Source organism: Actinomadura darangshiensis, assembly GCF_004349235.1.
Lineage (GTDB): Bacteria > Actinomycetota > Actinomycetes > Streptosporangiales > Streptosporangiaceae > Spirillospora > Spirillospora darangshiensis.
This window is the reverse complement of sequence record NZ_SMKY01000025.1, coordinates 13,846-35,526: the sequence shown is the minus strand read 5'-3', so window position 1 is coordinate 35,526 and position 21,681 is coordinate 13,846. Positions and strand designations below refer to the sequence as shown.

Annotated in this window: 22 protein-coding genes; 15 read left to right on the top strand and 7 right to left on the bottom strand. The window is 72.5% G+C overall.

Annotation, left to right across the window (positions count from 1 at the left end):
* Positions 1-83 precede the first annotated feature (83 nt).
* Positions 84-503, top strand: coding sequence for a DUF6069 family protein (locus tag E1293_RS08375; RefSeq protein ID WP_132195580.1), 420 nt, complete (start codon positions 84-86; stop codon positions 501-503).
* Positions 504-955: 452 nt separating this feature from the next.
* Here the strand turns inward: E1293_RS08375 and E1293_RS08365 are convergent, their stop codons facing one another.
* Complete coding sequence (locus E1293_RS08365; protein WP_207938732.1) at positions 956-1,609, bottom strand: TetR/AcrR family transcriptional regulator; 654 nt, start codon at positions 1,607-1,609, stop codon at positions 956-958.
* A 61-nt stretch (positions 1,610-1,670) separates the two neighbouring features.
* Between E1293_RS08365 and E1293_RS08360 the strand changes: the two genes are divergently transcribed.
* A complete protein-coding gene (locus tag E1293_RS08360) occupies positions 1,671-3,122 on the top strand; it encodes a DHA2 family efflux MFS transporter permease subunit (RefSeq protein WP_165978142.1) in 1,452 nt (483 codons plus the stop codon).
* Positions 3,123-3,151: 29 nt separating this feature from the next.
* Positions 3,152-3,850 (top strand): SIP domain-containing protein, encoded by a 699-nt coding sequence (locus E1293_RS08355; protein ID WP_132195574.1) that lies wholly within the window; start codon positions 3,152-3,154, stop codon positions 3,848-3,850.
* A gap of 6 nt (positions 3,851-3,856) precedes the next feature.
* Here the strand turns inward: E1293_RS08355 and E1293_RS08350 are convergent, their stop codons facing one another.
* Entirely contained in the window at positions 3,857-4,870 is a 1,014-nt protein-coding gene (locus E1293_RS08350; RefSeq protein WP_132195572.1) for an NADP-dependent oxidoreductase, read from the bottom strand.
* Between the two features lie 140 nt (positions 4,871-5,010).
* Between E1293_RS08350 and E1293_RS08345 the strand changes: the two genes are divergently transcribed.
* On the top strand, positions 5,011-5,721 hold the full coding sequence (locus tag E1293_RS08345) for an IclR family transcriptional regulator (protein ID WP_132195570.1): 711 nt from the start codon (positions 5,011-5,013) through the stop codon (positions 5,719-5,721).
* Positions 5,722-5,779: 58 nt separating this feature from the next.
* On the opposite strand, the gene E1293_RS08340 is transcribed toward E1293_RS08345, so the two are convergent.
* Genes E1293_RS08340 through E1293_RS08330 form a run of 3 tightly spaced genes read right to left on the bottom strand, consistent with a single transcriptional unit; the run spans position 5,780 to position 9,147 of the window.
* Positions 5,780-7,366, bottom strand: coding sequence for a class I adenylate-forming enzyme family protein (locus E1293_RS08340; RefSeq protein ID WP_132195568.1), 1,587 nt, complete (start codon positions 7,364-7,366; stop codon positions 5,780-5,782).
* Between the two features lie 49 nt (positions 7,367-7,415).
* A complete protein-coding gene (locus tag E1293_RS08335; protein ID WP_132195566.1) occupies positions 7,416-7,994 on the bottom strand; it encodes a nuclear transport factor 2 family protein in 579 nt (192 codons plus the stop codon).
* 1 nt (position 7,995) lies between these two features.
* Positions 7,996-9,147, bottom strand: coding sequence for an alpha/beta hydrolase (locus E1293_RS08330; RefSeq protein ID WP_132195564.1), 1,152 nt, complete (start codon positions 9,145-9,147; stop codon positions 7,996-7,998).
* Between the two features lie 205 nt (positions 9,148-9,352).
* Here E1293_RS08330 and E1293_RS08325 point away from each other — a divergent pair, with 205 nt between their 5' ends.
* The 7 genes from E1293_RS08325 to E1293_RS08295 are packed head-to-tail and all read left to right on the top strand — an operon-like array spanning position 9,353 to position 16,771.
* Complete coding sequence (locus E1293_RS08325) at positions 9,353-10,216, top strand: SDR family oxidoreductase (protein WP_165978141.1); 864 nt, start codon at positions 9,353-9,355, stop codon at positions 10,214-10,216.
* Entirely contained in the window at positions 10,213-11,409 is a 1,197-nt protein-coding gene (locus tag E1293_RS08320; RefSeq protein ID WP_132195560.1) for a homogentisate 1,2-dioxygenase, read from the top strand. Before E1293_RS08325 ends, E1293_RS08320 begins: the two co-directional genes overlap by 4 nt.
* Positions 11,410-11,461: 52 nt before the next feature.
* Positions 11,462-12,367, top strand: a complete 906-nt coding sequence (locus tag E1293_RS08315; protein ID WP_132195558.1) for an SDR family NAD(P)-dependent oxidoreductase — start codon at positions 11,462-11,464, stop codon at positions 12,365-12,367.
* Entirely contained in the window at positions 12,364-13,434 is a 1,071-nt protein-coding gene (locus tag E1293_RS08310) for a MaoC/PaaZ C-terminal domain-containing protein (protein WP_132195556.1), read from the top strand. The genes E1293_RS08315 and E1293_RS08310 overlap by 4 nt, the downstream gene beginning before the upstream one ends.
* Positions 13,427-14,563 carry a thiolase family protein gene (locus tag E1293_RS08305; RefSeq protein ID WP_132195554.1) on the top strand — a complete coding sequence of 379 codons (1,137 nt, stop codon included), beginning with the start codon at positions 13,427-13,429 and terminating at the stop codon, positions 14,561-14,563. The genes E1293_RS08310 and E1293_RS08305 overlap by 8 nt, the downstream gene beginning before the upstream one ends.
* On the top strand, positions 14,560-15,729 hold the full coding sequence (locus E1293_RS08300; protein ID WP_132195552.1) for an acyl-CoA dehydrogenase family protein: 1,170 nt from the start codon (positions 14,560-14,562) through the stop codon (positions 15,727-15,729). Before E1293_RS08305 ends, E1293_RS08300 begins: the two co-directional genes overlap by 4 nt.
* Positions 15,710-16,771 carry an acyl-CoA dehydrogenase family protein gene (locus E1293_RS08295; RefSeq protein WP_165978140.1) on the top strand — a complete coding sequence of 354 codons (1,062 nt, stop codon included), beginning with the start codon at positions 15,710-15,712 and terminating at the stop codon, positions 16,769-16,771. The genes E1293_RS08300 and E1293_RS08295 overlap by 20 nt, the downstream gene beginning before the upstream one ends.
* Before the next feature lie 10 nt (positions 16,772-16,781).
* Here the strand turns inward: E1293_RS08295 and E1293_RS08290 are convergent, their stop codons facing one another.
* Positions 16,782-17,330 carry a nuclear transport factor 2 family protein gene (locus E1293_RS08290; RefSeq protein ID WP_165978139.1) on the bottom strand — a complete coding sequence of 183 codons (549 nt, stop codon included), beginning with the start codon at positions 17,328-17,330 and terminating at the stop codon, positions 16,782-16,784.
* A 76-nt stretch (positions 17,331-17,406) separates the two neighbouring features.
* On the opposite strand from E1293_RS08290, the gene E1293_RS08285 reads away from it, so the two are divergent.
* Positions 17,407-17,850 (top strand): nuclear transport factor 2 family protein, encoded by a 444-nt coding sequence (locus tag E1293_RS08285; protein ID WP_165978138.1) that lies wholly within the window; start codon positions 17,407-17,409, stop codon positions 17,848-17,850.
* A gap of 21 nt (positions 17,851-17,871) precedes the next feature.
* Here E1293_RS08285 and E1293_RS08280 read toward each other — a convergent pair whose 3' ends face one another.
* The gene (locus E1293_RS08280; RefSeq protein ID WP_132195544.1) at positions 17,872-18,663 is read right to left on the bottom strand and encodes an SDR family NAD(P)-dependent oxidoreductase; all 792 of its coding nucleotides are present in this window, start codon (positions 18,661-18,663) and stop codon (positions 17,872-17,874) included.
* A 280-nt stretch (positions 18,664-18,943) separates the two neighbouring features.
* On the opposite strand from E1293_RS08280, the gene E1293_RS08275 reads away from it, so the two are divergent.
* From E1293_RS08275 to E1293_RS08265, 3 genes are read left to right on the top strand one after another with little or no spacing between them, the layout of a single operon-like run.
* Positions 18,944-20,149 (top strand): substrate-binding domain-containing protein, encoded by a 1,206-nt coding sequence (locus E1293_RS08275; RefSeq protein ID WP_132195542.1) that lies wholly within the window; start codon positions 18,944-18,946, stop codon positions 20,147-20,149.
* Positions 20,149-20,934, top strand: a complete 786-nt coding sequence (locus E1293_RS08270; RefSeq protein WP_132195540.1) for an ABC transporter ATP-binding protein — start codon at positions 20,149-20,151, stop codon at positions 20,932-20,934. The genes E1293_RS08275 and E1293_RS08270 overlap by 1 nt, the downstream gene beginning before the upstream one ends.
* The gene (locus E1293_RS08265) at positions 20,931-21,680 is read left to right on the top strand and encodes an ABC transporter ATP-binding protein (RefSeq protein WP_243716094.1); all 750 of its coding nucleotides are present in this window, start codon (positions 20,931-20,933) and stop codon (positions 21,678-21,680) included. Before E1293_RS08270 ends, E1293_RS08265 begins: the two co-directional genes overlap by 4 nt.
* The last annotated feature ends 1 nt before the right edge of the window (position 21,681 follow it).

Below are 21,681 nucleotides of genomic sequence, written 5' to 3'. Positions count from 1 at the left end.
TACCCGGTGTCGCCGCGCGCCCGATGCGCCCGGCCCGCCGCGGCGGCGACGCTTCTGCCACACGTCAACGAAGGGAAGCGAACATGTCCAGTGGGAACCGCGTGCAGCGGGCACTGACCGTCGCCGGAGCCGTCGCCGCCGCGCTCGTCCTGTGGGTGCTGACCGGCCCGGTGGCCGGGCTCGACCCGTCCGCCGAGACCGGCGGGAAGACCGCCGAGGTCGGGGCCGGCGCGGTCATCGCGGGCAGCCTGATCGCCGGCCTGGCCGCCTGGGGCCTGCTCGCGCTGCTGGAACGCATGGTCGCCCGGCCCGGACGGGTGTGGACCGTCATCGCCGCGGTCGCCCTGGCCCTGTCGATGACGGGGCCGCTCGGCAGCGCCGCGGACGGCACGTCCATGGCGATCCTGGCCGGCATGCACCTGATCGTCGCGGTGATCCTGATCCCCGGCCTCGCCCGGACCGCGCGGGACGTCCCCCGCGAGAACGCCGTGACACCCCGATAAGGCCGCGACTCGAAGCGCCCGGCGGAGTCGAGCCGGCTCACCGCGTGACATCCGTGCCGGCCGCCTCCGCCTACCCTCGGACGCGGGCCGGCACGTGGCACGACCTGCACGCATCATGGAGGAGGACGCGGTGGAGCGCATCGGCGTCATCGGGGTGGGCGAGATCGGCCGGGCCCTCGTAGAGGGTCTGTGCGAGGGAGCCGACCAGCACCCCGGAGTGTTCCTCTCCCCCCGAGGAGCCGGCACGGTCGCGGAGCTGTCCGATCGCTACGAGAGCATGCAGGTGTGCGCCGGAAACCAGGCGCCACCGACGCCACGCTGGTACGGGCCATCCCTTGCCCGCCGTCCGCGAACGCCGCTCGGTCACGGTGACGTGCCCGTCGCACCCGGTGGCGGATTCGGGGGCGGCTTGCGGTTCGGTGTGAGTCCTGGCGCCTTGCGAGCGGGTTCGGCTAGCGGGTGGCGTAAGCGCGGATGAAGGCGCGGGCCCCGTCGGTCATGATCTGGCGGATGCGGCCGGAGTCGGCGGTGGCGGGGTCGGGCTGGTCGTTGTAGGCGAGCAGGACGGTCAGGGCGGCGAGGTGGTAGGCGGCTGTTTGCGGGTCGTCGGTGTCGAGGAGCCCGGCGTCCGCGAAGTGGGCGAGGTGTTCGGCGAGGGCCTCTTCGGCGGAGACCGTCACGACGTCGTCCCGGCTGCCCGGCTCCCGCCAGCGCCGCTGGGCGATGAGGGCGAACGCGGCCGCGTAGTCGGCGGAGCCGACGAGGGTCCTGCCGAGCTCGACGACCAGCGCGGTGACCGCCTCCTGGAGCCGGGTGACGGTGGTGATGGTGCCGTCCATGGGGAGGTGCCGGTCCAAGGCATGCTGGACCGAGGCGTTCAGGGCGTCGGAGGTGTCCGACAGGATGGCCAGGAACAGGCGGTCCTTGTCGCCGTAGTAGTCGTAGACGGTGCGCTTGGAGACCCCGGCGCGGGCCGCCACGGCGTCCATGCTGACGCCGTCCACCCCCTGGCGCGCGAACAGCTCCCGCGCGGCGGAGATGATCGCCGCCCGCTTCTCCCGCGACCCTTCGCGTACCCGCTTGTCCGTGCGCACCGTGTTCGCCACGGCCCAAGCCTACACCGATCGGTGTAGCACCAACTACACTAAACGGTGTAGTGTGCGCGCCATGTCCACATCATCGACTGCCGCACCGCCCGTACCGGCCGTGCCCGTCACCGATCGCCGGCTGTACCTCATCGGACCGGTCCTCGCCCTGGGAGCCTTCACCACACTCCTGGACACCACGATCGTGAACATCGCCCTGGACCGCTTGAGCACCCGGTTCGGGGCCCCGGTCGCCCAGGCCCAGTGGATCGTGACCGGCTATCTGCTCGCGTACGTGGCCGTGATCCCGGCGAGCGGTTGGATCTCCGAGCGGTTCGGCGCCCGGAACGCATGGCTGTTCGCCGTCGGCGCCTTCCTGGCCGGCTCGCTCCTGTGCGGCCTGGCGGGCTCCCTGCCCGCCCTCGTCGCCTTCCGCGTGGTGCAGGGGATCGGCGGCGGCATGGTCATCCCGATCACGATGTCGATCCTCGCCCAGGCGGCCGGGCCCGACCGGTTGGACAGGGCGATGATCCCGGTCGCGGTCCCGAGCCTGCTCGGACCGGTCCTCGGGTCGGTGCTGGGCGGTGTGATCCTCCAGTCGGCGGACTGGCGCTGGCTCTTCTTCGTGAACGTCCCGGTCTGCCTGGCCGCGGTCGTGCTCGGCTCCTGGCTGCTGCCGGCCACCGCGGGCCGGCGCGGCCACCGATTCGACACCGCCGGCTTCCTGCTCCTGACGCCCGGCGTCGTCGCCCTCGCCTACGGCATCAGCCGAGCACCCGGCCACTGCGGCTTCGCCTCCGCCTCCGCCTGGCTTCCCCTCCTGGCCGGCACCGCCCTCATCGCTGCGTTCACGGCGCACTCGCTGCGCGCCCGCCGCGCCGCCCTCATCGACGTGCGGGTGTTCGCGCGGCGCGGCTTCGGCCTGAGCAGCCTCATCACCTTCGTCAGCGGGTTCTCCACCTACGCGCTGGCGTTCCTGCTGCCGCTGTTCTACCAGCAGGTCCGCGGCGAGAGCGTGCTGGACACCGGACTGCTCCTCATCCCGCAGGGCGTCGGCATCATGACGTTCTTCCTGCTCGCACGAAGGCTCGCCGCACGGCTGGACGGCCGCGTCGTCGTGGCCGCGGGCGTGCTGCTGACCATGGCCGGGATCGCGCCGTTCGCCCTCGCCGGCGCGCACGGCGGCACGGTCCTGCTGCTCTGCGGGCAGTTCCTGCAGGGCCTCGGCTTCGGCGCCACGACCTTCCCGCTGATGCTCCTCGCCCTGGCGAGCCTGAGCCACGACGAGGCCCCGCGCGGCAGCGCCGCCTTCAACGTCGTGCAGCGCGTCGGCGCGCCCTTCGGCGTCGCCGTCATCGCCGTCGTCCTCCAGACCCTCCTGGACGGCACCGCCGCACCGGCCGATGGCCTCGCGGCGTTCTCCGCCACGTTCTGGTGGACCTTCGGCCTCAGCGCCCTCCCGCTCCTGCTCGCCCTCCTCGTCCCGAAGGCCGAGACCGCCGAACCCGCGGCGTCCCCCGCCCCGGCGGCCTGACCGCATCCCACCGGAAAGGACGGCACCCCATGCCGCAGGCACCCACGCTCATCGGCAAGCTCGCCGAATCCCTCATGGGCCGCCGGGCGCGCGTCCTCGACCTGGGCGAGCCCGCTCCGGGGTTCGTTGAGGTGGAGTTGCGTGCCGAGGCGCCGCCCGGTGGCTGGCGGCCGGGCCACGAGATCCAGGTCCGCGCCTCCGCCACCCAAGGCCGCCGCTACACGGTGAGGACGGTGAACGGCCGAGACCCCGAGCGCGTCACCGTCCTGGCCACCACCCAGGCCGCCGGTCCTGGCGCGCACTGGATCCGCGGCCTGCGCACCGGCGCCTGGATCACGGTGCTGACCGGACGGCACCGGCCTCTGCGCGAACACGGGACCCGGCGCCTCTGCCTCGGCGACGGCTGCGCCCTCGGCACCATCGACGCCTACGCCCGGACGGAGCACATCACCGCCATCGAGGTCTCGTCCGAGGCCCTGCGGCCGCTCGCCGACCGCTGGCCCCGCCACCACTTCGTCGCCGCCGAAGGAGCACCGGGCGACGCCCTTCAGAGCTGGCTCGAACAGGCCTCCGTGGAAGGCGGGCTCGCCGGCGCCGACGGCGCGCTGCTCCTCGGCCACGCCCAATCCATCCAGCGCCAACGGCGCACCCTCGTCGACGGCGGGATCCTGCCGCGCCGCGCCATCACCACCAAGCCGTACTGGGCCACCGGCAAACAAGGACTCTGAGACCGATCAGACGGGGTCGTCGGAGAGGCGGACCAGCATCTTTCCGCGATGCGCCCCTTTCAGCATCAGCTGGAACGCCTCCACGGCGCGGCTCAGCCCTTCGATCACCGTGACTCTGCTGTGCAGCGTTCCCTCGTGCATCCACTGGGCCGCCTGGGTCACGAACCCCTCGTAGTGGGCCAGGTGCTCGCGCACGTTGAAGCCCTCCATGCGCAGTCGCTTGGTCAGGACGTAGATCAGGTTCCCGGGAGCGTCCGCGTCACCGGGTGCGCTGTAGGCACTGCTCGCACCGCACACGGCGATACGGCCGTGCGGGCTGATGACGTTCAGGGCCGCCTCAAGGTGGTCGCCGCCGACGTTGTCGAAGTAGACCTCGAAACCGTCGGGGGCGATGGCGCCGAGGGCCGAGGACAGGTCCTCGGTGTGGTAGTCGAACGCCGCGTCGTAGCCCAGTTCGCCCGTGAGGTAGGCGACCTTCTCCGCGGACCCCGCGGATCCGGTCACGCGGGCGGCGCCGAGGATTCGCGCGATCTGACCGGTGGCGGTGCCCACGGCCCCTGCGGCCCCCGAGACGTGGACGGACTCCCCGGCGCGCAGGCCGGCGATGCGTCTGAGCCCGACGTAGGCCGTGAGCCCGGTCATGCCGAGTACGTCCAGGTGCGCGGTGAGCGGGATGCCCGGGGACGAGGGCAGCGTGCGGAGGTCGGCCGCGGAGACCAGCGCATGGTCCCGCCACCCGTATCGGTGGGAGACGACGGTTCCGGTGGGCAGGGCGGGATCGGCCGAGGAGACGACGACGCCGATGGCGCTTCCGTCCAATGGGTCCCCGATCTCCCATGCCGGGTACGTCGGCAGCTTCGCCATGCGGACGCGCATGTAGGGGTCGACCGACATCAGGACGTTGCGGACCAGCAGCTGGCCGGGCCCGGGATCGGGGAGCCGGACCGTGACCTCGCGGAAATCCTCGGGAACGGGATCTCCCTGCGGACGCCGGGCCAGGTGGATCTCGGTGGCCTTCATCGACCCTGCTCCTATGTCCGTTAATCGGGTTGTACAATCCGAATAGTAGTCGACCGGTCCCCGGCGCCCCGACTGGACGCGGCCGGGGCCGGGAGCTAGGGTGACCTCCGATATTCGGACACGCGGGTAAGGACGGCTGGATGCCTGAAGTCTCCAAGACGACGGACGGGGCGCTGAACATCTTGGAGTACCTCGGCGACCGGGGCGGCACGACCATCGCCGAGGTGGCGCGCGACCTCGGTCTCTCGCGGACGGTCGCCTACCGGCTGCTGAGCACCCTGGAGGTGCGCGGCTTCATCCGCCGGACCGCGGGCGTCTACCGCCTCGGGCCCAAGCTCTTCGCGCTGGCGCAGCACGTGGAGTGGGCGGTCCGGGACGCCGCGCACTCCCACATGGCGACGCTCGTCGACGGCCTGCGCGAGACCGTCGTGCTGGTGGTCCGCGACCGCCAGGAGTCCCTCTCGGTCCACCGGATCGTCAGCCGGGACCACATCGTGCAGGTCAGCTACCCGCCGGGGCTGCGCCACCACATCCTCGCGACCGGGTCCGGGAAGGTGATGGCGGCCTTCGGCGACGAGGACGACCTGCGGCACCTCGTCGGGGAGAACCGGGCCATGGGCTCGGAGCTGGCGCGGATCCGCAGGCGGGGCTACATCGCGGGTCCCGAGGAGAACCAGAGCGGGCTGTGGGCGCTCGCGGTCCCGATCAGCTCGATCGACGGTGTCGCCGCGAGCGTGGCCGTCTACACGCCCACGGACAAGGACCGCGTGGCGGCCGTCGGCAAGGCGGCCGACCAGGTGGTGGCCGCCGCCGCGGCGATCAGCACGCAACTGACCTCCGCGGAGGCGTGAGGCCCCCGCGATCCTCCGCGGAGGCGTGAGGTTCCCCGCGATCCGGCCCCGCGGTCCATCAGCCCCGTGCTTCATCGGCCGCCTGGTCCGCCGCCGCCGCGCCTCGCCCGGGCGACGGGAGTCCCGACAGCTTCGCGGCCCGGTCGCGCAGGTCCGCCTTGGAGACCTTTCCGGACATCGTGCGCGGCAGGGGGTCGGTCGTGAAGTGGAAGTACTTCGGGATCTTGTAGTCGGCGAGTTCCTCCCGGCATAGGGCCAGGAGCGGATCGGGGCCGGGGCCGGGGCCGTCGGTGACGACGATCGCGGCCGGAACCTCTCCCCACCGCTCGTCGGGCACGGCGACGACCGCCGCCTCGCGGACCCGCTCGTCCAGCAGCAGGACGCGCTCGATCTCGCTCGGATACACGTTGAGACCGCCGGACAGGACCATGTCCTTCTCGCGGCCCATGATGGTCAGGTAGCCGTCGTCGTCGAGCAGCCCGAGGTCACCGGTGTGCAGCCAGCCGCCGGCGAGCGCCTCGGCGGTCGCGTCCGGGTTCTCCCAGTAGCCCGGCATGACGCTGGGTCCGCGCAGGCAGATCTCTCCGACCTCACCGGGTGGGAGCGGATCGCCCGCGGCGTCCCGGATCGACAGGTCGGTCCCGAAGTTCACCACCCCCGCCGAGCCGGCCTTGCGCTCGAAATCCTCCTGGGGGAGGGAGGTGCCGACCCCGGAGCTCTCGGTCATGCCGTAGCCCTGGCCGATCGGGATCCCGCGGTCCTCGTACCTGCGCAGGGTCGCGGCGGACGGCGGCGCTCCGCCGGCCTTGGCCACGCGCACCGTGGAGAGGTCGGCGTTGTCGAACCCGTCGAGTGCCGCCAGCTGCTCGAACACCACCGGCACCGCCGGGAAGACCGTCACGCCGCCGTCCTGCAACTCGGCCAGTGTGCGGGACGCGTCGAAGCGGCGGTGCATGATGAAGCGCGCACCGCTGTAGTACGTCGGCGCCCATGTCGCCATGATGCTGCCGGTGAAGGCCAGCGGCAGCACCAGCAAGCAGGTGTCGAAGCGGGTCATGGTCTCGGTGATCGAGAACGATGTCGCCGCGGCGACGGCGTTGCCGTGGGTCAGCACCGCCCCCTTGGGCCGGCCGGTCGTGCCCGAGGTGTAGCAGATGAACACCGGCAGGTCCTCGGCGGCGGTGACCCGGGACAGCAGCTCACGTGAATCCGTCCCCTCCCGGGCCAGCGGTGCGGCCCAGTCCGGTGCCGCGTCCCCCTGCCAGTAGACCCGCAGATCGTGGCGCCGGGCGAGTTCCTCTGACCGGTCCGCGAACGCCCGGTCGGTCAGCAGCGCGGACAGCCCGGCATCCTCGGCGATCCAGCTCAGCTCGGGCGTGGTGAGCCGCACGTTGAGGGGGACGACGATCGCGTCCAGGGCCGCCGCGGCGAGAATGGTCTGGATGACGCCCGCGCCGTTCTCGCACAGGTACCCGATCCGGTCGCCGGCCGCCAGCCCGCCGTCTCGCAGCTGGCGCGCGACCGCCTCGACCGAGTCGGCGAGCCGGCGCCAGGTGAGCGTCGTCCGCTCGCATTCCAGGGCGATGGAATCGGGCGTGCGCGAGCTCCAGTAGGCGAGACTGGCGGTGAGCCGGGGCCGCGGCATGGGTCGTCCTTCCGGTCGGGTGCGGATCGGGGAACCTACCCAGGCGTCATCATGACCGGGCGGCACGGAAACGCTCGATGGTGGGCGTGGACAGGTCGGAGTCGTCGTGCTTCCCCCTCGCTTCGAGGGGGATCGAGGCGAGGATGCCGTCGGACGCGGGCTGAAGGTGCCGCCATTCGGAGGCCACCCTGCGCCGCGCGATCCTCCAGGCACCGCCGCGGCGCTCCCAGCGGTCCAGGTAGCGTCCGCCGGCGAAGAGATCGTAGGCGCATCCGGTGCCGCCGAACATGCCGCCGAGCGGGGCGTCGGCCCGGACCCGGTGGTAGGCCGTGATCAGGGCCTCGCTGTCGGCCGCATCGCCGTCCAGGGAGATCAGGATGTTGCCGACCTGGTGGTGCGTGGCGTCCAAAGCGGCCGCGAACAGCTCCCGGCTGCTCTCCATCGCGTCCCGCCAGTGGTTGTCGGTGCCGATGGACGACACCCACCAGGTCGCGTCGGCGTGGAAGACCTGGTCCAGCAGGTCCCATCGGCGCCGGTCGACGCAGTGGGAGTAGAGGTGGAAGCGGTCGGTGATCTCCGCACGGGCCTGGAGAGCCTCGGGGGTGTACTGCTCGGCTTGGCTGGTCATGTCATGCCTCCGGGGTCCGGGGATGTGCGTCGATCCAGTCGTCCAGCGCGGCGACCAGCTGGGCGATCTGCTCCGGTTGACCGTGCAGGTAGTGGCGTCCCCCGACGATGGGGACGAGCTTCTTGTCGCCGTGCGCGACGGCGCCGTGCAGCTCGCGGGCGTGGGAGGGGAAGCAGCTCTGGTCGGCGGTCCCGTATACGACGAGGACGGGCGCGCGCACGGTGGCCAGCAGATCGGGGCCGTGTCCGTTGCTGCGCAGACGCGACCACTGGGAGAGCCAAGCGCGCACCGTGGTGAAATGCCCGAGCGTCGCGGGCTGGAAGTTGGCGTTCCAGGGGTCGCCCCAGAGGGTGCCGGGGACGCGGTCGTTGGGGTCGAGTTCGAGGTCCAGGTGGCGGGGGTCGGCGCAGACGCCGTGGACGACGAACGGCAGGTCGTGTACTCCGCGTGCGGCGAGCTCGGTCAGCCGCGCCTCCGCCCAGGCGGTGATCAGGTCGTTGCGCCGGCGCTGCTCCAGCCGGTAGCGCGCCAGCCATGCGGGGTCGTACGGCGGTCCATGACGGCCGCCGAACATGTCGAGGGCGGGATCGCGGTCGAAGGGGGCGCCCTCGTCGTGCACGGCCGGGTCGAGCGTCTCGGTGAGCAGCTGCGAGCGGCCGGGGTGCGCCATCGCCAGGACGAGCAGGTCGGCCGGCGGCAGGCCCGCCCGGGTGAGGTCGGGCCCGCCCCCGCACGGCGACGAGGTGATCGTGGGCCGCTCGGCCTGGTTCTGGTACATCGCGGCGAGGGCGCCGCCGCCCGAGTTGCCGAAGAGCACGATCCTCTCGTAGCCCTCGTCGCGGAGACGGCGGACGACGGCGCCGGCGTCCACCACGCAGTTCTCCAGCAGCAGCGCGGTGTCGTTGCCGATGTAGCGGGTCGACATGCCCACGGCGTCGTGCCCCGCCTCCGCGATCGCCGCGAGCGCGTAGTGCCCCATGAAGTTCGACGACGGGTGCAGGGCGACGACCACGGTGGACGACCGGCGGCCGGGGACGGCGCGGTGGCGGACGCACCAGAGCGTGCCGGCCAGCCGGGCGACGCCCGAGTACACCTCGTTGGACGAGGCCGTACCGGACATCGGAACGGCCAGCAGTTCCCGCTCGGCCGGCATCACCACCCCCAATTTCCGTTTTTCGGAGCATAGTGTCCGAATATGAGCCAGCATGGGCATGCCCGCCCATGGGTGTCAACCCCGCGGCGGCCGTCCGGCGGACCGGGTGTTGACAGCCGGCCGGGTTGCGGTCGAAGGTGTATCTCGAAACCGATTATCGGAGCTATATCTCCGTTCTACGGATCAATGCTCGGGGAGGAGCCGGATGAGCCGACCGACCGCGCTGGTCACCGGGGCCGCACGCGGCCAGGGACGAAGCCACGCGCTGGCCTTCGCCGAACGCGGGATGCGGGTCGCCCTGCTCGACGTGGCCTCCCCGGTCTCCCCCCTGCAGTACAGGCCGAGTACGGCCGGCGACCTCGACGAGACGGCCCGGCTGGTCGAGGCCGCAGGCGCCACCGCGCTGCCGGTGCGCTGCGACGTGCGAGACGACGGGCAGGTCGGCGCCGCCGTGGCCGCCGTCCGGTCGGCGTTCGGGTCCATCGACGTCGCGGTGCTCAACCAGGGCATCTGGAGCACCGGCCCGTTCTGGGAGATCACGGAGGAGCAGTGGACGGCGACGTACGACGTCAACGTGCACGGCACCTGGCGGTTGATGAAGGCCATGGCGCCGGCCCTCATCGAGCAGCGCGGCGGCAGCGTCGTCATCATCGGCTCGACCTCGGCCACCGTGCCGACGTCCGGCTACGCCCACTACGCCTCGTCCAAGGCCGCCCTGGTGCAGCTGGCGAAGGTCTTCGCCCTGGAGCTGGGCGGTTACGGCGTCCGGGTCAACTCGGTGAGCCCCGGCCTGGTGAACACGCCGATGATCCACTTCCAGGACATCTACGACCGCGTGCGGCCCGGAGCCTCGCGCGAGGACTTCCTGCGCGCCGCCTACGCGACGACCGCCCTCGCCGGACGGGGCCACCTCGACCCCGCTTCGGTCACGGCCGCGGTCCTGTGGCTCTGCTCGGACGCCGCCCGCGACATCACCGGCACGGACCTGATCGTCGACGCGGGCAACCGGCTGCTCCCCAGGCGGAACCCGAACCCGACGATCACCGACGAGGCGGAGGAGCACCGATGACCTACTTCACGTCCGTCGGTGAGGTCCCGCGCAAGCGGCACCTCGCCCACCGGCGCGACGACGGCCGCCTGCTGTACGAGGAGATGATCGGCGAAGAGGGCTTCTCCTCGACCTCGTCGCTGCTCTACCGCCGCAACATCCCGTCCGCGATCGCCCGCTCGGCGCCCTGGGAGCCGACCGGGGCCGAGTTGCACGAGAACCGGCCGCTGATCCCGCGGCACTTCGACCTGCACGCGCTGTTCCCCGACGGCGGCGGCCGCGACGTCGTCCGGCACAGGCGCCTCGTGCTCGGCAACGACGACGTGCGGATCTCCTACGTCGTGGCCGGCGAGACCTCGCCGTTCTACCGGAACGCGCTGGGTGACGAGTGCGTCTTCATCGAGGACGGGACGGCCCGGCTGGAATCGGTGTTCGGTGCTCTGGACGCCGGTCCGGGCGACTACCTGGTCGTGCCGCGGGCGACGACCCACCGGTGGGTGGTCGCACCGGGCGCAGGTCCGGTCCGCGCCTTCTGCATCGAGGCGACCTCGCACATCACCCCGCCGTCCCGGTACCTGTCGAGGTTCGGCCAGTTCCTGGAGAGCGCGCCGTACTGCGAGCGGGACCTGCGGGTCCCCCGGGCGCGCCTGCTGGCCGAGGACGTGGGCGAGGACCCCGCCGCCGAGGTCGACGTCCTCATCAAGCACCGCGGAGGCGGCAGCGTCCACACCTGCCAGCACCACCCGCTCGACGCGGTGGGCTGGGCCGGCTGCCTGTACCCCTATGCCTTCAACCTGCGGGACTTCGAGCCGATCACGGGCCGGGTGATCGAGCCCCCGCCCGCGCACCAGGTCTTCGAGGGCCGCGACTTCGTCGTCTGCAACTTCGTGCCGCGCAAGGTCGGCTACCACGAGGGCGCCGTCACGGCGCCCTACTACCACGCCAACGTGGACAGCGACGAAGTGATGTTCTACGTGGCCGGACGATACGAGGCGCGAAGCGGATCCGGCGTCCGCGCCGGCTCGGTCACCCTGCACACCTCGGGTCATTCCCACGGCCCCCAGCCCGGCGCCTACGAGGCGTCGATCGGAGTCGAGGCGGTCGACGAGACCGCCGTCATGATCGACACCTTCCGCCCGCTGCTGCTCGGGGACGGGGCGCTGGAGTCCGACGACGGCGTCTACCTCACCTCCTGGCTCGACCGGGCGGACTGAGACCGCCGGACGCCGGGCCGCCCAACCATTCACGCTGGAACAGGGAGCACAGATGCAACGGCTGCAGGGCAGGGTCGCGATCGTGACGGGTGCGGGCCGCGGCCTCGGCCGCGCGTACGCGCTCGAACTCGCGCGGGAGGGGGCCAGGGTGGTCGTCAACGACCTCGGCGGCGGGCTCCATGGCGAGGAAGGGAACGAGACGCCCGCCGAGGAGGTGGTGCGGGAGATCCTGGCCTCCGGCGGCGAGGCGGTCGCCGACGCGTCGGACGTGGCCGACTGGGACGGCGCCCACCAGATGCTGGAAACGGCGCTGAGCACGTTCGGCGAGGTCGACGTCCTGGTCAACAACGCGGGCATCCTGCGCGACCGGATGCTGGTGAACATGTCGGCCGAGGAATGGGACGACGTGATCCGGGTGCACCTGCGCGGCCACTTCTGCCCGACCCGCGCCGTGGCGGGGCACTGGCGCGCCCGCGCCAAGGCCGATCCGCCGGGCGTGAACCGCGACTCCGTGCTGATCCACACCACCAGCATCTCCGGCCTGTTCGGCAGCCCGGGGCAGGCGAACTACGCGGCGGCGAAGTCGGGCATCGCGACCTTCGCCTACCAGTGCCACCTCGAACTCAACGAGCGCCTGAAGGTGCGCTCGTACGCCGTCGGGCCGAGCGCCCGCACCCGCCTGACCGAGAGCTCGCCCGCGGCCGTCGACGCCGTCGCCAAGCCGGAGTCGGGATTCGACTTCTTCGACCCCGGCAACGTCGGCCCGTTCATCGCGTGGCTGGCCGATCCGGCGTGCCCCGTTCCGTCGGGCGGCGTCTACACGGTCGAGGGGGACGAGATCACCCTGATCCGGCCGTGGACCGCCACGTCCAAGATCAAGGCGGGCGGCCGCAGGTGGACGCCGGAGCTCCTGGACAAGGCGGCGGGCGGCCTCTTCCCGCTGGGCACCCCGGCGTGACCGCCCCGCTCGGGACCATCGGGCTGCCCGACGTCGTCCGCTACTCGGGCGCGAGCGGTGACCGCAACCCCATCCACTACGACCCCGAGTTCGCCCGTGCGTCGGGGTACGACGGCCCGTTCGCCATGGGCGCTTTGCACGGCGGCTGGCTGATCTCCCACGCGCTGGCCCAGGGCGCCGCGCTGCCGGACTCGGGCCCCTTCGCCGTGCGGCTCAGGTTCCATCGCATCGTCCCGCTGGACGTGTCGCTCACGGCCGATGTCCGGACGGCCGGCACCGGGCACGAGGCGGTGCTGACCGTCGACGGGAAACCCTGCGCCACCGCCCGGATCGAGGTGCCGAGCGAACCCGCCGCCACCGGTGAAGGGGACGAGGAGCAGCGCACCAGGTTCCCCGTCGAGCTGGGCGCCGCGCGGGCGTTCGCGGCGAGCGTGCGCTGGCCGCGGCCGGTGGAGACGGGCTCCCCGGTCCCGCCGACGTACCCCACGGTGCTGAGCTTCTGGCTGCCCGAACCGGATCCGATCGCCCGGGTCGGCTTCGAGCCGGCGCGGACGCTGATGGGGGAGACGTCGGTCGAGTTCGTCGACGGCCCGCTGCGCGTCGGCGAGGTCTTCGACGTGCGCGAGTACATCGCGAACGAGCGCGTCCGGACCGGCTCGGCCGGCGAACTGCGCCTCGTCGACCTGATCGCCGAGATGTCCGGCGCATCAGGGCTCAGGGCCAGGTACCGCAACACCTTCATCCTCACCCCTGACTCCGAGGCCGCCCCCGCGGCGTCCGAGGGGGGCGCGCTGCGCGGCAGCCTGGATCCCCTCACCGGCGAGTCCTACTTCCCGGAGCGGACGCTGTCGGTGGACGGCGGCCTGCGCGAGCTGGAGCACGTCGACCTCCCTCGCGAGGGGTCCCTCTACTCGTGGACGTCCTTCGGGGGCCGCGACTACGGGCAGGTCGACCTCGCCAACGGCGTGCGCGTGCAGGTGCGCCTCGGTCCCGGCCCCCACGAGATCGGGGCCGGCTATCTCCTGGAGGGTGATGTGGACGGGGACTGGTGGTTCGCCCGTGCGTGAGGTGTACGTCGCCGGAACCGGCATGATGCCCTTCGGCCGGCATCCCGCGGGCAGCGCGCGGGCCCTTGCGCGCGGCGCGAGCCTGGCGGCGCTGGCCGACGCGGGATGCGCGTTCGCCGACATGGACGGCTTCGTGGCGGGCTCGGCGCACCCGCTCACCCCGCGCGGGGTCTACCTCGCGAAGGAGCTGGGCGTGACGGGGCTGCCGGTTCTGCACGCCGAGCACGCGTCGGCGTCCGGGCTGGCGGCCGTTCATCTCGCCTGGACCCTCGTCGGCTCGGGCGAGCACGAGGCCGTGCTCGTCCTCGGCATCGACTGCCCGGAGCGGGAGGTGTCCGCCCTGTCGGTCATCGAGGGCGAGGGCAACCTCCCGGCGCCCGCCCTGTTCGCCATGTGGGCGGCCCGCCGCATGCACGACCGGGGCACGACGTCCCGGCACCTGGCAGCGGTCGCCGCCAAGAACTGGAACTACGCCCGCGCGAACCCCTTCGCGGCCCGCCGGTCCCGCGAGGAGGTGACGCTCGAGAAGGTGCTCGCCAGCCGGATGGTCGCGCCGCCGCTGACGAGCATGATGTGCACGCCATGGGGCAAAGGAGCGGCGGCGGCGGTCGTCTGCTCGCGGGAGTTCCTGGCGCGCCTCGCCTCCGATGCTCCCGCCGTGCGCCTGGTGTCGTCGCACGTGGAAAGCGAGACCTACGCCCCCGGACACGTCTTCGAGGGGGCCATCGTCGGACCGCCCGCGATGACCCGGGCGGCGGCCGCGGCGGCCTGCGGCAAGGCGGGCGTAGACCCGCGCGACGTCGAGGTCGTCCAGGTCCACGACGCCTTCGCCATCGAGGAGCTCTTCTACTACGAGCTGCTCGGCTTCTGCGCCGAGGGGGAGTCGGAGGGCCTGGTCGAGCGCGGCGCCTTCGGGCCCGGCTCGCGCGAGCGCTTCGGCCTTCCAGAGTTCTCCACCCATGGCGGCCTGCTCGCCGGAGGGCATCCCGGCGGCCCCACCGGAGTGGCGCAGGTGCACGAGACCGTGCGGCAGCTCCGCGCCGGCCGGCGGCTGGCCATGTGCCACATGCTGGGGGCGGGATCGGTCGCGATCACCCAGATCTACCAGCGCGCGAAGGCTGCCGGATGAGCACGGCGGAGGTCGCGTCGGCGGCGGCCGAATGGCTCGCGCGGCACGCTCCTGCGCACGAGCCCCCCGGTCCGCCGCCGCTCACGCCGTTCGAGCCGATGAGCGCGGAGGCGGAGCGGGACCTGGTGACCCGGGGGAGACGCTGGCAGGCCCACAAGGCCGCCCATGGGTGGGCGGCGCCGTCGCTTCCCGCGGAACTGGGCGGACGGGACGGGGGCAGGGCCGCCGACGTGGCGTTCTGGGACGCCGAGTCCCGCCATCACCTCCCCACGCACCTGTTCGAGGTGACCACCCGGATGGTGCTCCCGACACTGGTGCACTGGGCCCCCGAGAAGACCGCGGACATCACCCGGCTGGTGCGCGGCGAGGACCTGTGGTGCCAGCTGTTCTCCGAGCCCGGCTGCGGCTCGGACCTCGCCGCGATCCGGACCCGGGCCGTGCGGCGCGACGACGGCCGCTGGGTGGTCGACGGCCAGAAGGTCTGGACGTCGTGGGCGCATCTCGCCGACCGGGGTTACCTGCTGGCCCGGACCGGCGGCGGGCACGCGGGCCTGACGGCGTTCGCCATCGACATGGCGGCACCCGGTGTCGAGGTGCGGCCGATCGTCCAGGCGACGGGGGCGGCGACCTTCAACGAGGTCTTCCTCGACGGCGTCGTGCTGCCGCCGGAGGCCGTCATCGGGCCGCCGGGGGCCGGCTGGAAGGTCGCGCTGACGACACTGATGAACGAGCGGCTCGCGGTCGGACCGGACCAGATCCCGTTCGCCGCGCTCCGCGACGAGGCCGGCGCCCGGGGGAGCCTGGCGGACCCGGACATCGCCGCGGCGCTCGGGGCCGTCCGCGCCCGGCGGCGCATCGTCGAACAGCTCCGCCGCGGCATGCTGCGCGCGGTGAGCGAAGGCGCCGACCCCGGTCCCGAGGGCTCGGTCGCCAAGCTCTGCCTGGCCGACGGCGTGCGCGCGGCCGCCGAGGCGGCGCGCGCGATCCTCGGCGCGGACCTGGGGACCGAGAGCCCGCTGAGCCGGTTCGCCCTGTCCTGGCCCGGCATCAAAAACGCCGGCGGCACCGATGAGATCCAGAAGTCCATCGTGGCCGACCGGGTACTGGGGCTGCCGCGCGAGAGGGAACGACGCGAGGAGGACCACCGTGCACGACGGCGCCGTTGAGGCCGAGCTGAGGCGGGAGGTGCGGAAGGCCCGCGCCGCGGGACCGGTCGCGGCCCGCATCGCGACGGGGGCCGACCCCCGCCTGGCGCGGCGGTGGCGGCGGCTCGGGCTGCTGCACGCCGGGCTGCCGGAGTCCCTGGGCGGCGCCGGCGGCGACCCGGCGCTCGCCTTCGCCGTGGCGGAGGAGTGCGCCCGCGATCTGCTGACGCCGTGCTCCCAGCTGACCGGGCTGTGGGCCGTCCGGACGCTGGCGGCGCTGGCCGGGGATTCGGAGGCCGCGCGCGCCGAGCTGGCGCGGGTGCTCGAAGGGGACGTCCCGGCGGTGTGCTGGCCGGGCGGCGCGGGCAGGGGACCGGAGGTGCACTGGCGGTCCGGGCGGCTCTCGGGCCGGCTCAGTGCGGTGGCGCCCTGCTCCACCCCGCCTCGGCTGCTGCTGGTGGCGCCCGGTGAGGACAACGGGGTGCGCATCGGCCTGGTCGAGCTCGACCGGGCCGAGTTCGACCAGGCCGGGCGGCTCGACGTGACCGGCATCGACCCGACCCGTCCGGCGGCCGTCCTCGCACTGTCGGAGGCGCCGGTGCGCGAGCTGGGCGATGTGGCGCCCGGGGAGGCCCGCCGGCTGCGCGCGTTCTGGCTGCTGGTGGCCGCGGCCGACTGCCTGGGCGCGATGCACGGCAACCTGGAGCTGGCGACGGCCCACGTGCGCGCACGCGAGGCGTTCGGGCGGCCGATCGGAGCCTTCCAGGCCGTCCGGCATCGCTGCGTCGACCTCTATGTGGACGTGGAGATGAAGCGCGCCGCCGTCGCCGGGGCGGGCGCCGCGTGGGCGCGCGGGGACGAGGACGCGCTCGCCGACGCGCTCGTGGCGGTGTCGCACGCCGCCGACGCGCAGGTGCGGGTCGCGGAGTCGGCCGTCCTGCTCCACGGCGCGCTCGGGTTCGCCTACGAGTGCGACGCGCAGTTCTACCTCCGGCGCGCGTACGGCGTGCAGGCCTCGCTCCCGTCCGTGCGGGATCTGAGGATCGAGCTCGCCACCGCGTGAGGGCCGCCGCTCAGAGCGTGGGCAGCACCGTGTAGGACGGGTCGGTGCCGGCACCGCCCGTGTCGAGGCCGTGCCGCGTCCCGGCGAACAGCGAACCGCCCGGAAGGTCGTCGCGCGACCAGTCCACCAGCATGACCCGCCGGGCGATGCGCCACTCCCCGTCGCGGCATTCGAACCGGTCGAGGGCCCGGCCGCCCATGACGCGCAGGTGCGCCCCACCGTCCTCGGTGGCCAGGACGAGGGAGGTCTCCGGGCCGACCGGGTGCATCACGAGGTTGTAGGACTCGACGCGGGCGACGCCCTCGGCCAGGTCGAGGTCGATGAACACGTTGGTGACGTGGTGCTGGCTGTAGGCGGGCAGCTCGCCGAAGCCGTCGATCACCCGGTCGGCGAACTCGCCGGGCGAGGCGTCCGGGGGGCCGTAGCCGCGCCGGTCCACCGCGTCGGGCCAGTACGCGCTGCGGAGGAGGCCCTTGTCGCGGCGGTCGATGCCGCGGCAGTAGCGGTACAGGACGTCCCGGATCTCCAGGCGTGCGCTGATCTCTTCCCAGCTGTACAAACCGCCCCACCCCTCGCAACAGAAACCGATATTCGGATATTATTCTCCGAAATATTCGATGGCAAGGGGGTGGCGGATGGGACTGCCGGGCGACGGGCGGAGCCCGCGGCTGGACGCGTTCTACGCGGCCGAGGCGGCGTACCTGGCCGGAGGGATGGACGACTCGCAGGCGCGTGAGGCGTTCCGGAACTGCTTCACCGCCGATGTCGTCGTGCGCGAGCCCGAGTCGCTGCCCTACGGCGGCGAGTGGCACGGGCGCGAGGGCGTGGAACGGCTGATGCGGCGCCTGCGCGAGGTGTTCGACGCGGCGGCCTTCGACGACCGCCGGACCTTCGAGTGCGGCGACACGGTGTTCATGGCGATGCGCAGCCGCGTCCGCTCCCGCGCGACCGGGCGGCGCATGACCAACTCGGTCCTGCACCGGATCGAGCTGCGGGACGGGCTCATCGCCGTCATGGAGATCTTCCACTGGGATCCGGCGGCCATCCGGGAGCTCATCGATCCGGACGAGGGTCCCTGACGGATCGCCCTCCCCGCCCGGTCAGCCGGGCGGGGAGGTCAGGGCGCCGGTGCTCTCGGCGATCCGCTTCGCCAGCCCGCCCGACGCGAAGCCGCCGTCGACCGGGATGTCGGCGCCGGTGATGAAACCGGCCGCGTCGCTGAGCAGGAACAGCACCACCTCCGCGATCTCGCCGACGTCCGCCGCGCGTCCCCAGGGGGTGGCCTGGACCATGGCGTCGAACTGCGCCGGGTTGGACGTCGTCATGGGTGTCTCGACGAGCCCCGGGTGGACCGCGTTCACCCGCACGCCGCGATGGGCGAACTCCAGGGCCGCCGACCGGGTGAGGCTCCGGACGCCCCACTTGCTGGCCGCATAGGCGGCGGTGTGGTAGCCGACGAGCGCGACGCCGCTGCCGATGTTGGCGACCGCGCCGCCGCCGCTGTCGGCGATGAGCGGGCAGCAGTGCTTCAGGCCGAGGAACACCCCGTCGAGATTCACCCGCATGACGTCGCGCCACGTCTCGAAGGAGGTGCCGGACACCGTGCCGGCGGCGGCCACTCCGGCGTTGTTGACCAGGCCGTCCAGCCGTCCGAACCGGGCGCGGATCTCCTCGGCGGCCTGCCGCCAGGAGTCCTCGGCGGCGACGTCGAGCGCGATCGCGCTCGCGCTGCCCGGCCCCTCGACCGAACCGGCCAGTTCGGCGGCGTCCGCCGCGCGCACGTCGCCGGCGATCGCGTGGGCCCCGCGGCCGGCGAGCCGCCGGACCTCCTCCGCGCCCTGACCGCGTGCCCCGCCGGTGACCAGCACGACCTTCCCCGCCATGTCCGGCATCCCGCCACCTCTCCACTCGCACCGATTATCGGAGCATAACCTCCGAAATATTGAGGGTGAAACTCGTGAGAGAAGGTCGCCCTTCGTGTCTGTTTCACCACTGTGTGCGAGCAGTCGGGGGATTTTGGCCGAGTGTGCTTGACGTCACGCTTTCTCGGGTGGTTGAGTGTGCCGAATTACGGATGTCATAGTCCGGAAAACGGATGGTTGAGCACGAAGCCAGAGGTCAGGGCCGACCGGCGAAGCGACTCGGTGGAGTCTTCTACCCAGGGACAAGCAGATGGCAACCAGGAAACTTGCGGCGGCCGGGCTCGCGGCCGCCCTCATGAGCACGGTCGGCGCGTGTGCCTCCGGCGCCGGCGCCGGCGGGGACTCCAAGACGGTGAAGGTGGGCCTCGTCAACTCCTACACCGGGGCCCTGGCCAGCTTCGGCCCCTCCTGGGAGGAGGGGTACCGCGCCGGGCTCAAGGTCCTGACCCACGGCACGATGACGGTGGGCGGCGTCAAGATCGAGGTCGAGAAGAAGAACGACAACAGCAACCCCGCCACCGGCCTCAGCGCCGCCAAGCAGCTCCTGGGCGACGGCGCCAAGATGATCGTCGGCCCGGCGAGCTCCGCCGTCGTCGTGCCCGTCGCCCAGCTGGCGATGCAGAACAAGGCCGTCTTCATCGCCGGGCAGACCGGCACCGCCGACATCGACGGCATGGGCCCGGGCGTCTTCCGCAGCTCCCCGACGACGCCGCAGCTCAACACCGCGGTGCTCCAGTCCGCCGCGAAGGCCGGCGACAAGTCGCTGCTGTACCTCGGCCAGGACTACGCCTACGGCCAGGGCGCGGTGACCTCGCTGAAGCGGCTCGCCCCGGCGAAGGGCGTCAGCATCGGATCGGTGCTGCTCCCCGTCGACACCCAGGACTTCACGGCGGGCGTGGCCAAGGCGCTGGCCCAGAAACCCGACGCGATCTTCGTGGGGTGGGCCGGCGACGGGCTGTCCCAGCTGTTCAAGGCGCTCGCCGACCAGGGAGCGTTCACCGGCACCCACATCATCGCCATCGGGCCGCCGCGGCCCCAGTTCGCCCAGTTCGCCTCCGCCGTCGGGACGAACCTGCCCAGACTCGAACTGATCACCTACTACGGCGAAGGCACCACCCGCACCGAGGCCGAGACCGAGATGCTCGACGCGCTGAAGGGCACCGACACCCCGGTCGACATCGAGCAGCCGGGCGGATACCTCGCAGCGCAGATGACCGTGAAGGCCGTCGAGAAGGCCGGGGCGGGCCTGAAGGTCGACGCCGTGAACAAGGCGCTCTCGGGCGCGACGTTCCAGACCCCGGTGGGATCGGTCACCATCCGGTCCGAGGACCACGTCCCCCTCCAGCCCATCTTCGGCTACACGATGGTGAAGAACGGCGCCGGCTGGCGGCTCGAACTGGTCAAGACCTACTCGGCGAAGGACGTCGAGTCCCCGGTGACCAAAAAGATCTCGTGATGCGGCTCCTCGGCGACAAGGCGTCCCCGGACGGGACGGCGGCGGTCGCGGGCCGGGACCTCCATCTCGTGATCGACGGCCACCACATCCTCGACTCGGTCGACATCGAGGTCGGCCGCGGCGAGTTCATGGCCGTGATCGGACCCAACGGTGCCGGCAAGACGAGCCTCATCAACGTCCTCAGCGGCGCGGCCAGGGCCACGTCCGGAACCGTGAGCCTGCTGGGCAGGGACGTGACCGGCCGGCCGCCCCACCGCCGGGCCCGCGCGGGCCTGGGCCGCACCTTCCAGACATCGAACCTGCTTCTCGGGCGGAGCGTCCGGGAGAACGCCAGGCTCGCGGCGAGGGCGCGGGGGTCCGGGATCCTCGGCAACGCCGCCCTGGTCTCGGCGCGCGGCGAGGCATGGGACCGCGCGGACGAGGCGCTCGCGCTCGTCGGCCTGGACCGGCTCGCCGGGCGTCCGGCGTCGACCCTCTCCCACGGCGACCGCCGGAAACTGGAGCTGGCGACCGTCCTCGCCCAGGGAAGCGAGGTCATCCTCCTGGACGAGCCCATGGCCGGCGTGAACATCGACGACGTCCGCGGCCTCGTGGACCTGGTCCAACGGGTCCACCGGACGCAGGCCAAGACGATCGTGATGATCGAGCACCACATGAACGTGGTGCTCGACCTCGCCGACCGGATCGCGGTGATGCACCACGGAGCGCTGGTCGCGTGCGGCTCCCCGGAGGAGATCATCGCCAGCGAGACGGTGCAGAACGTCTACATGGGGGAGCCGCTGTGAACGCGTCCCGAGTCCTGTCCGAGGCCGAGGGCACGTCCGCGGGCGGCCATGCCCTGATGACTCTCACCGACGTCCATGCCTATATCGGCCGTTCGCACATCCTGAACGGCGTCAGCTTCGACGTCACGGCAGGGCAGGTGACGACCATCGTGGGCCGCAACGGCGTCGGCAAGACCTCCACGCTGCGCTCGATCCTCGGCCTGATGCGGCGCACCGGCGCCATCCGGCTGGACGGCCGCGACCTCGCCGGCCTGGAGACCCACGAGATCGCCCGGCTCGGGGTGGGCTACGTCCCCGAGGACCGCGACGTCTTCCACGGGCTCACCATCGCCGAGAACCTGCGCCTCGCCGAGCGGCGCGGCACGGCGCCGGACTACGACCGCGTCTTCGAGCTCTTCCCGGAGCTGAAGACCCGGGCGGGGCAGCGGGCCGGAACCCTGTCCGGAGGCCAGCAGCAGATGCTCTCCCTCGGACGCGCACTGCTGAACGAGAACCGGCTGCTGCTCATCGACGAGCCGACGAAAGGGCTGGCGCCCCGACTGGTCCGCGAGGTCGTGGACACCCTCGCCCGCGTGGCCTCGTCCGCGAGCATCCTCCTGGTCGAGCAGAGCCTCGCCGCGGCCCGGCGCCTGTCCGACACGGTCGTCGTGCTGTCCGAGGGCAGGGTGGCCACCCGGGGACCCGCCGCCGAGATCCTGGCGGACGAAGCATCCATGCGCCGCCACCTCGGCGTCGGCGAGTCCTGAA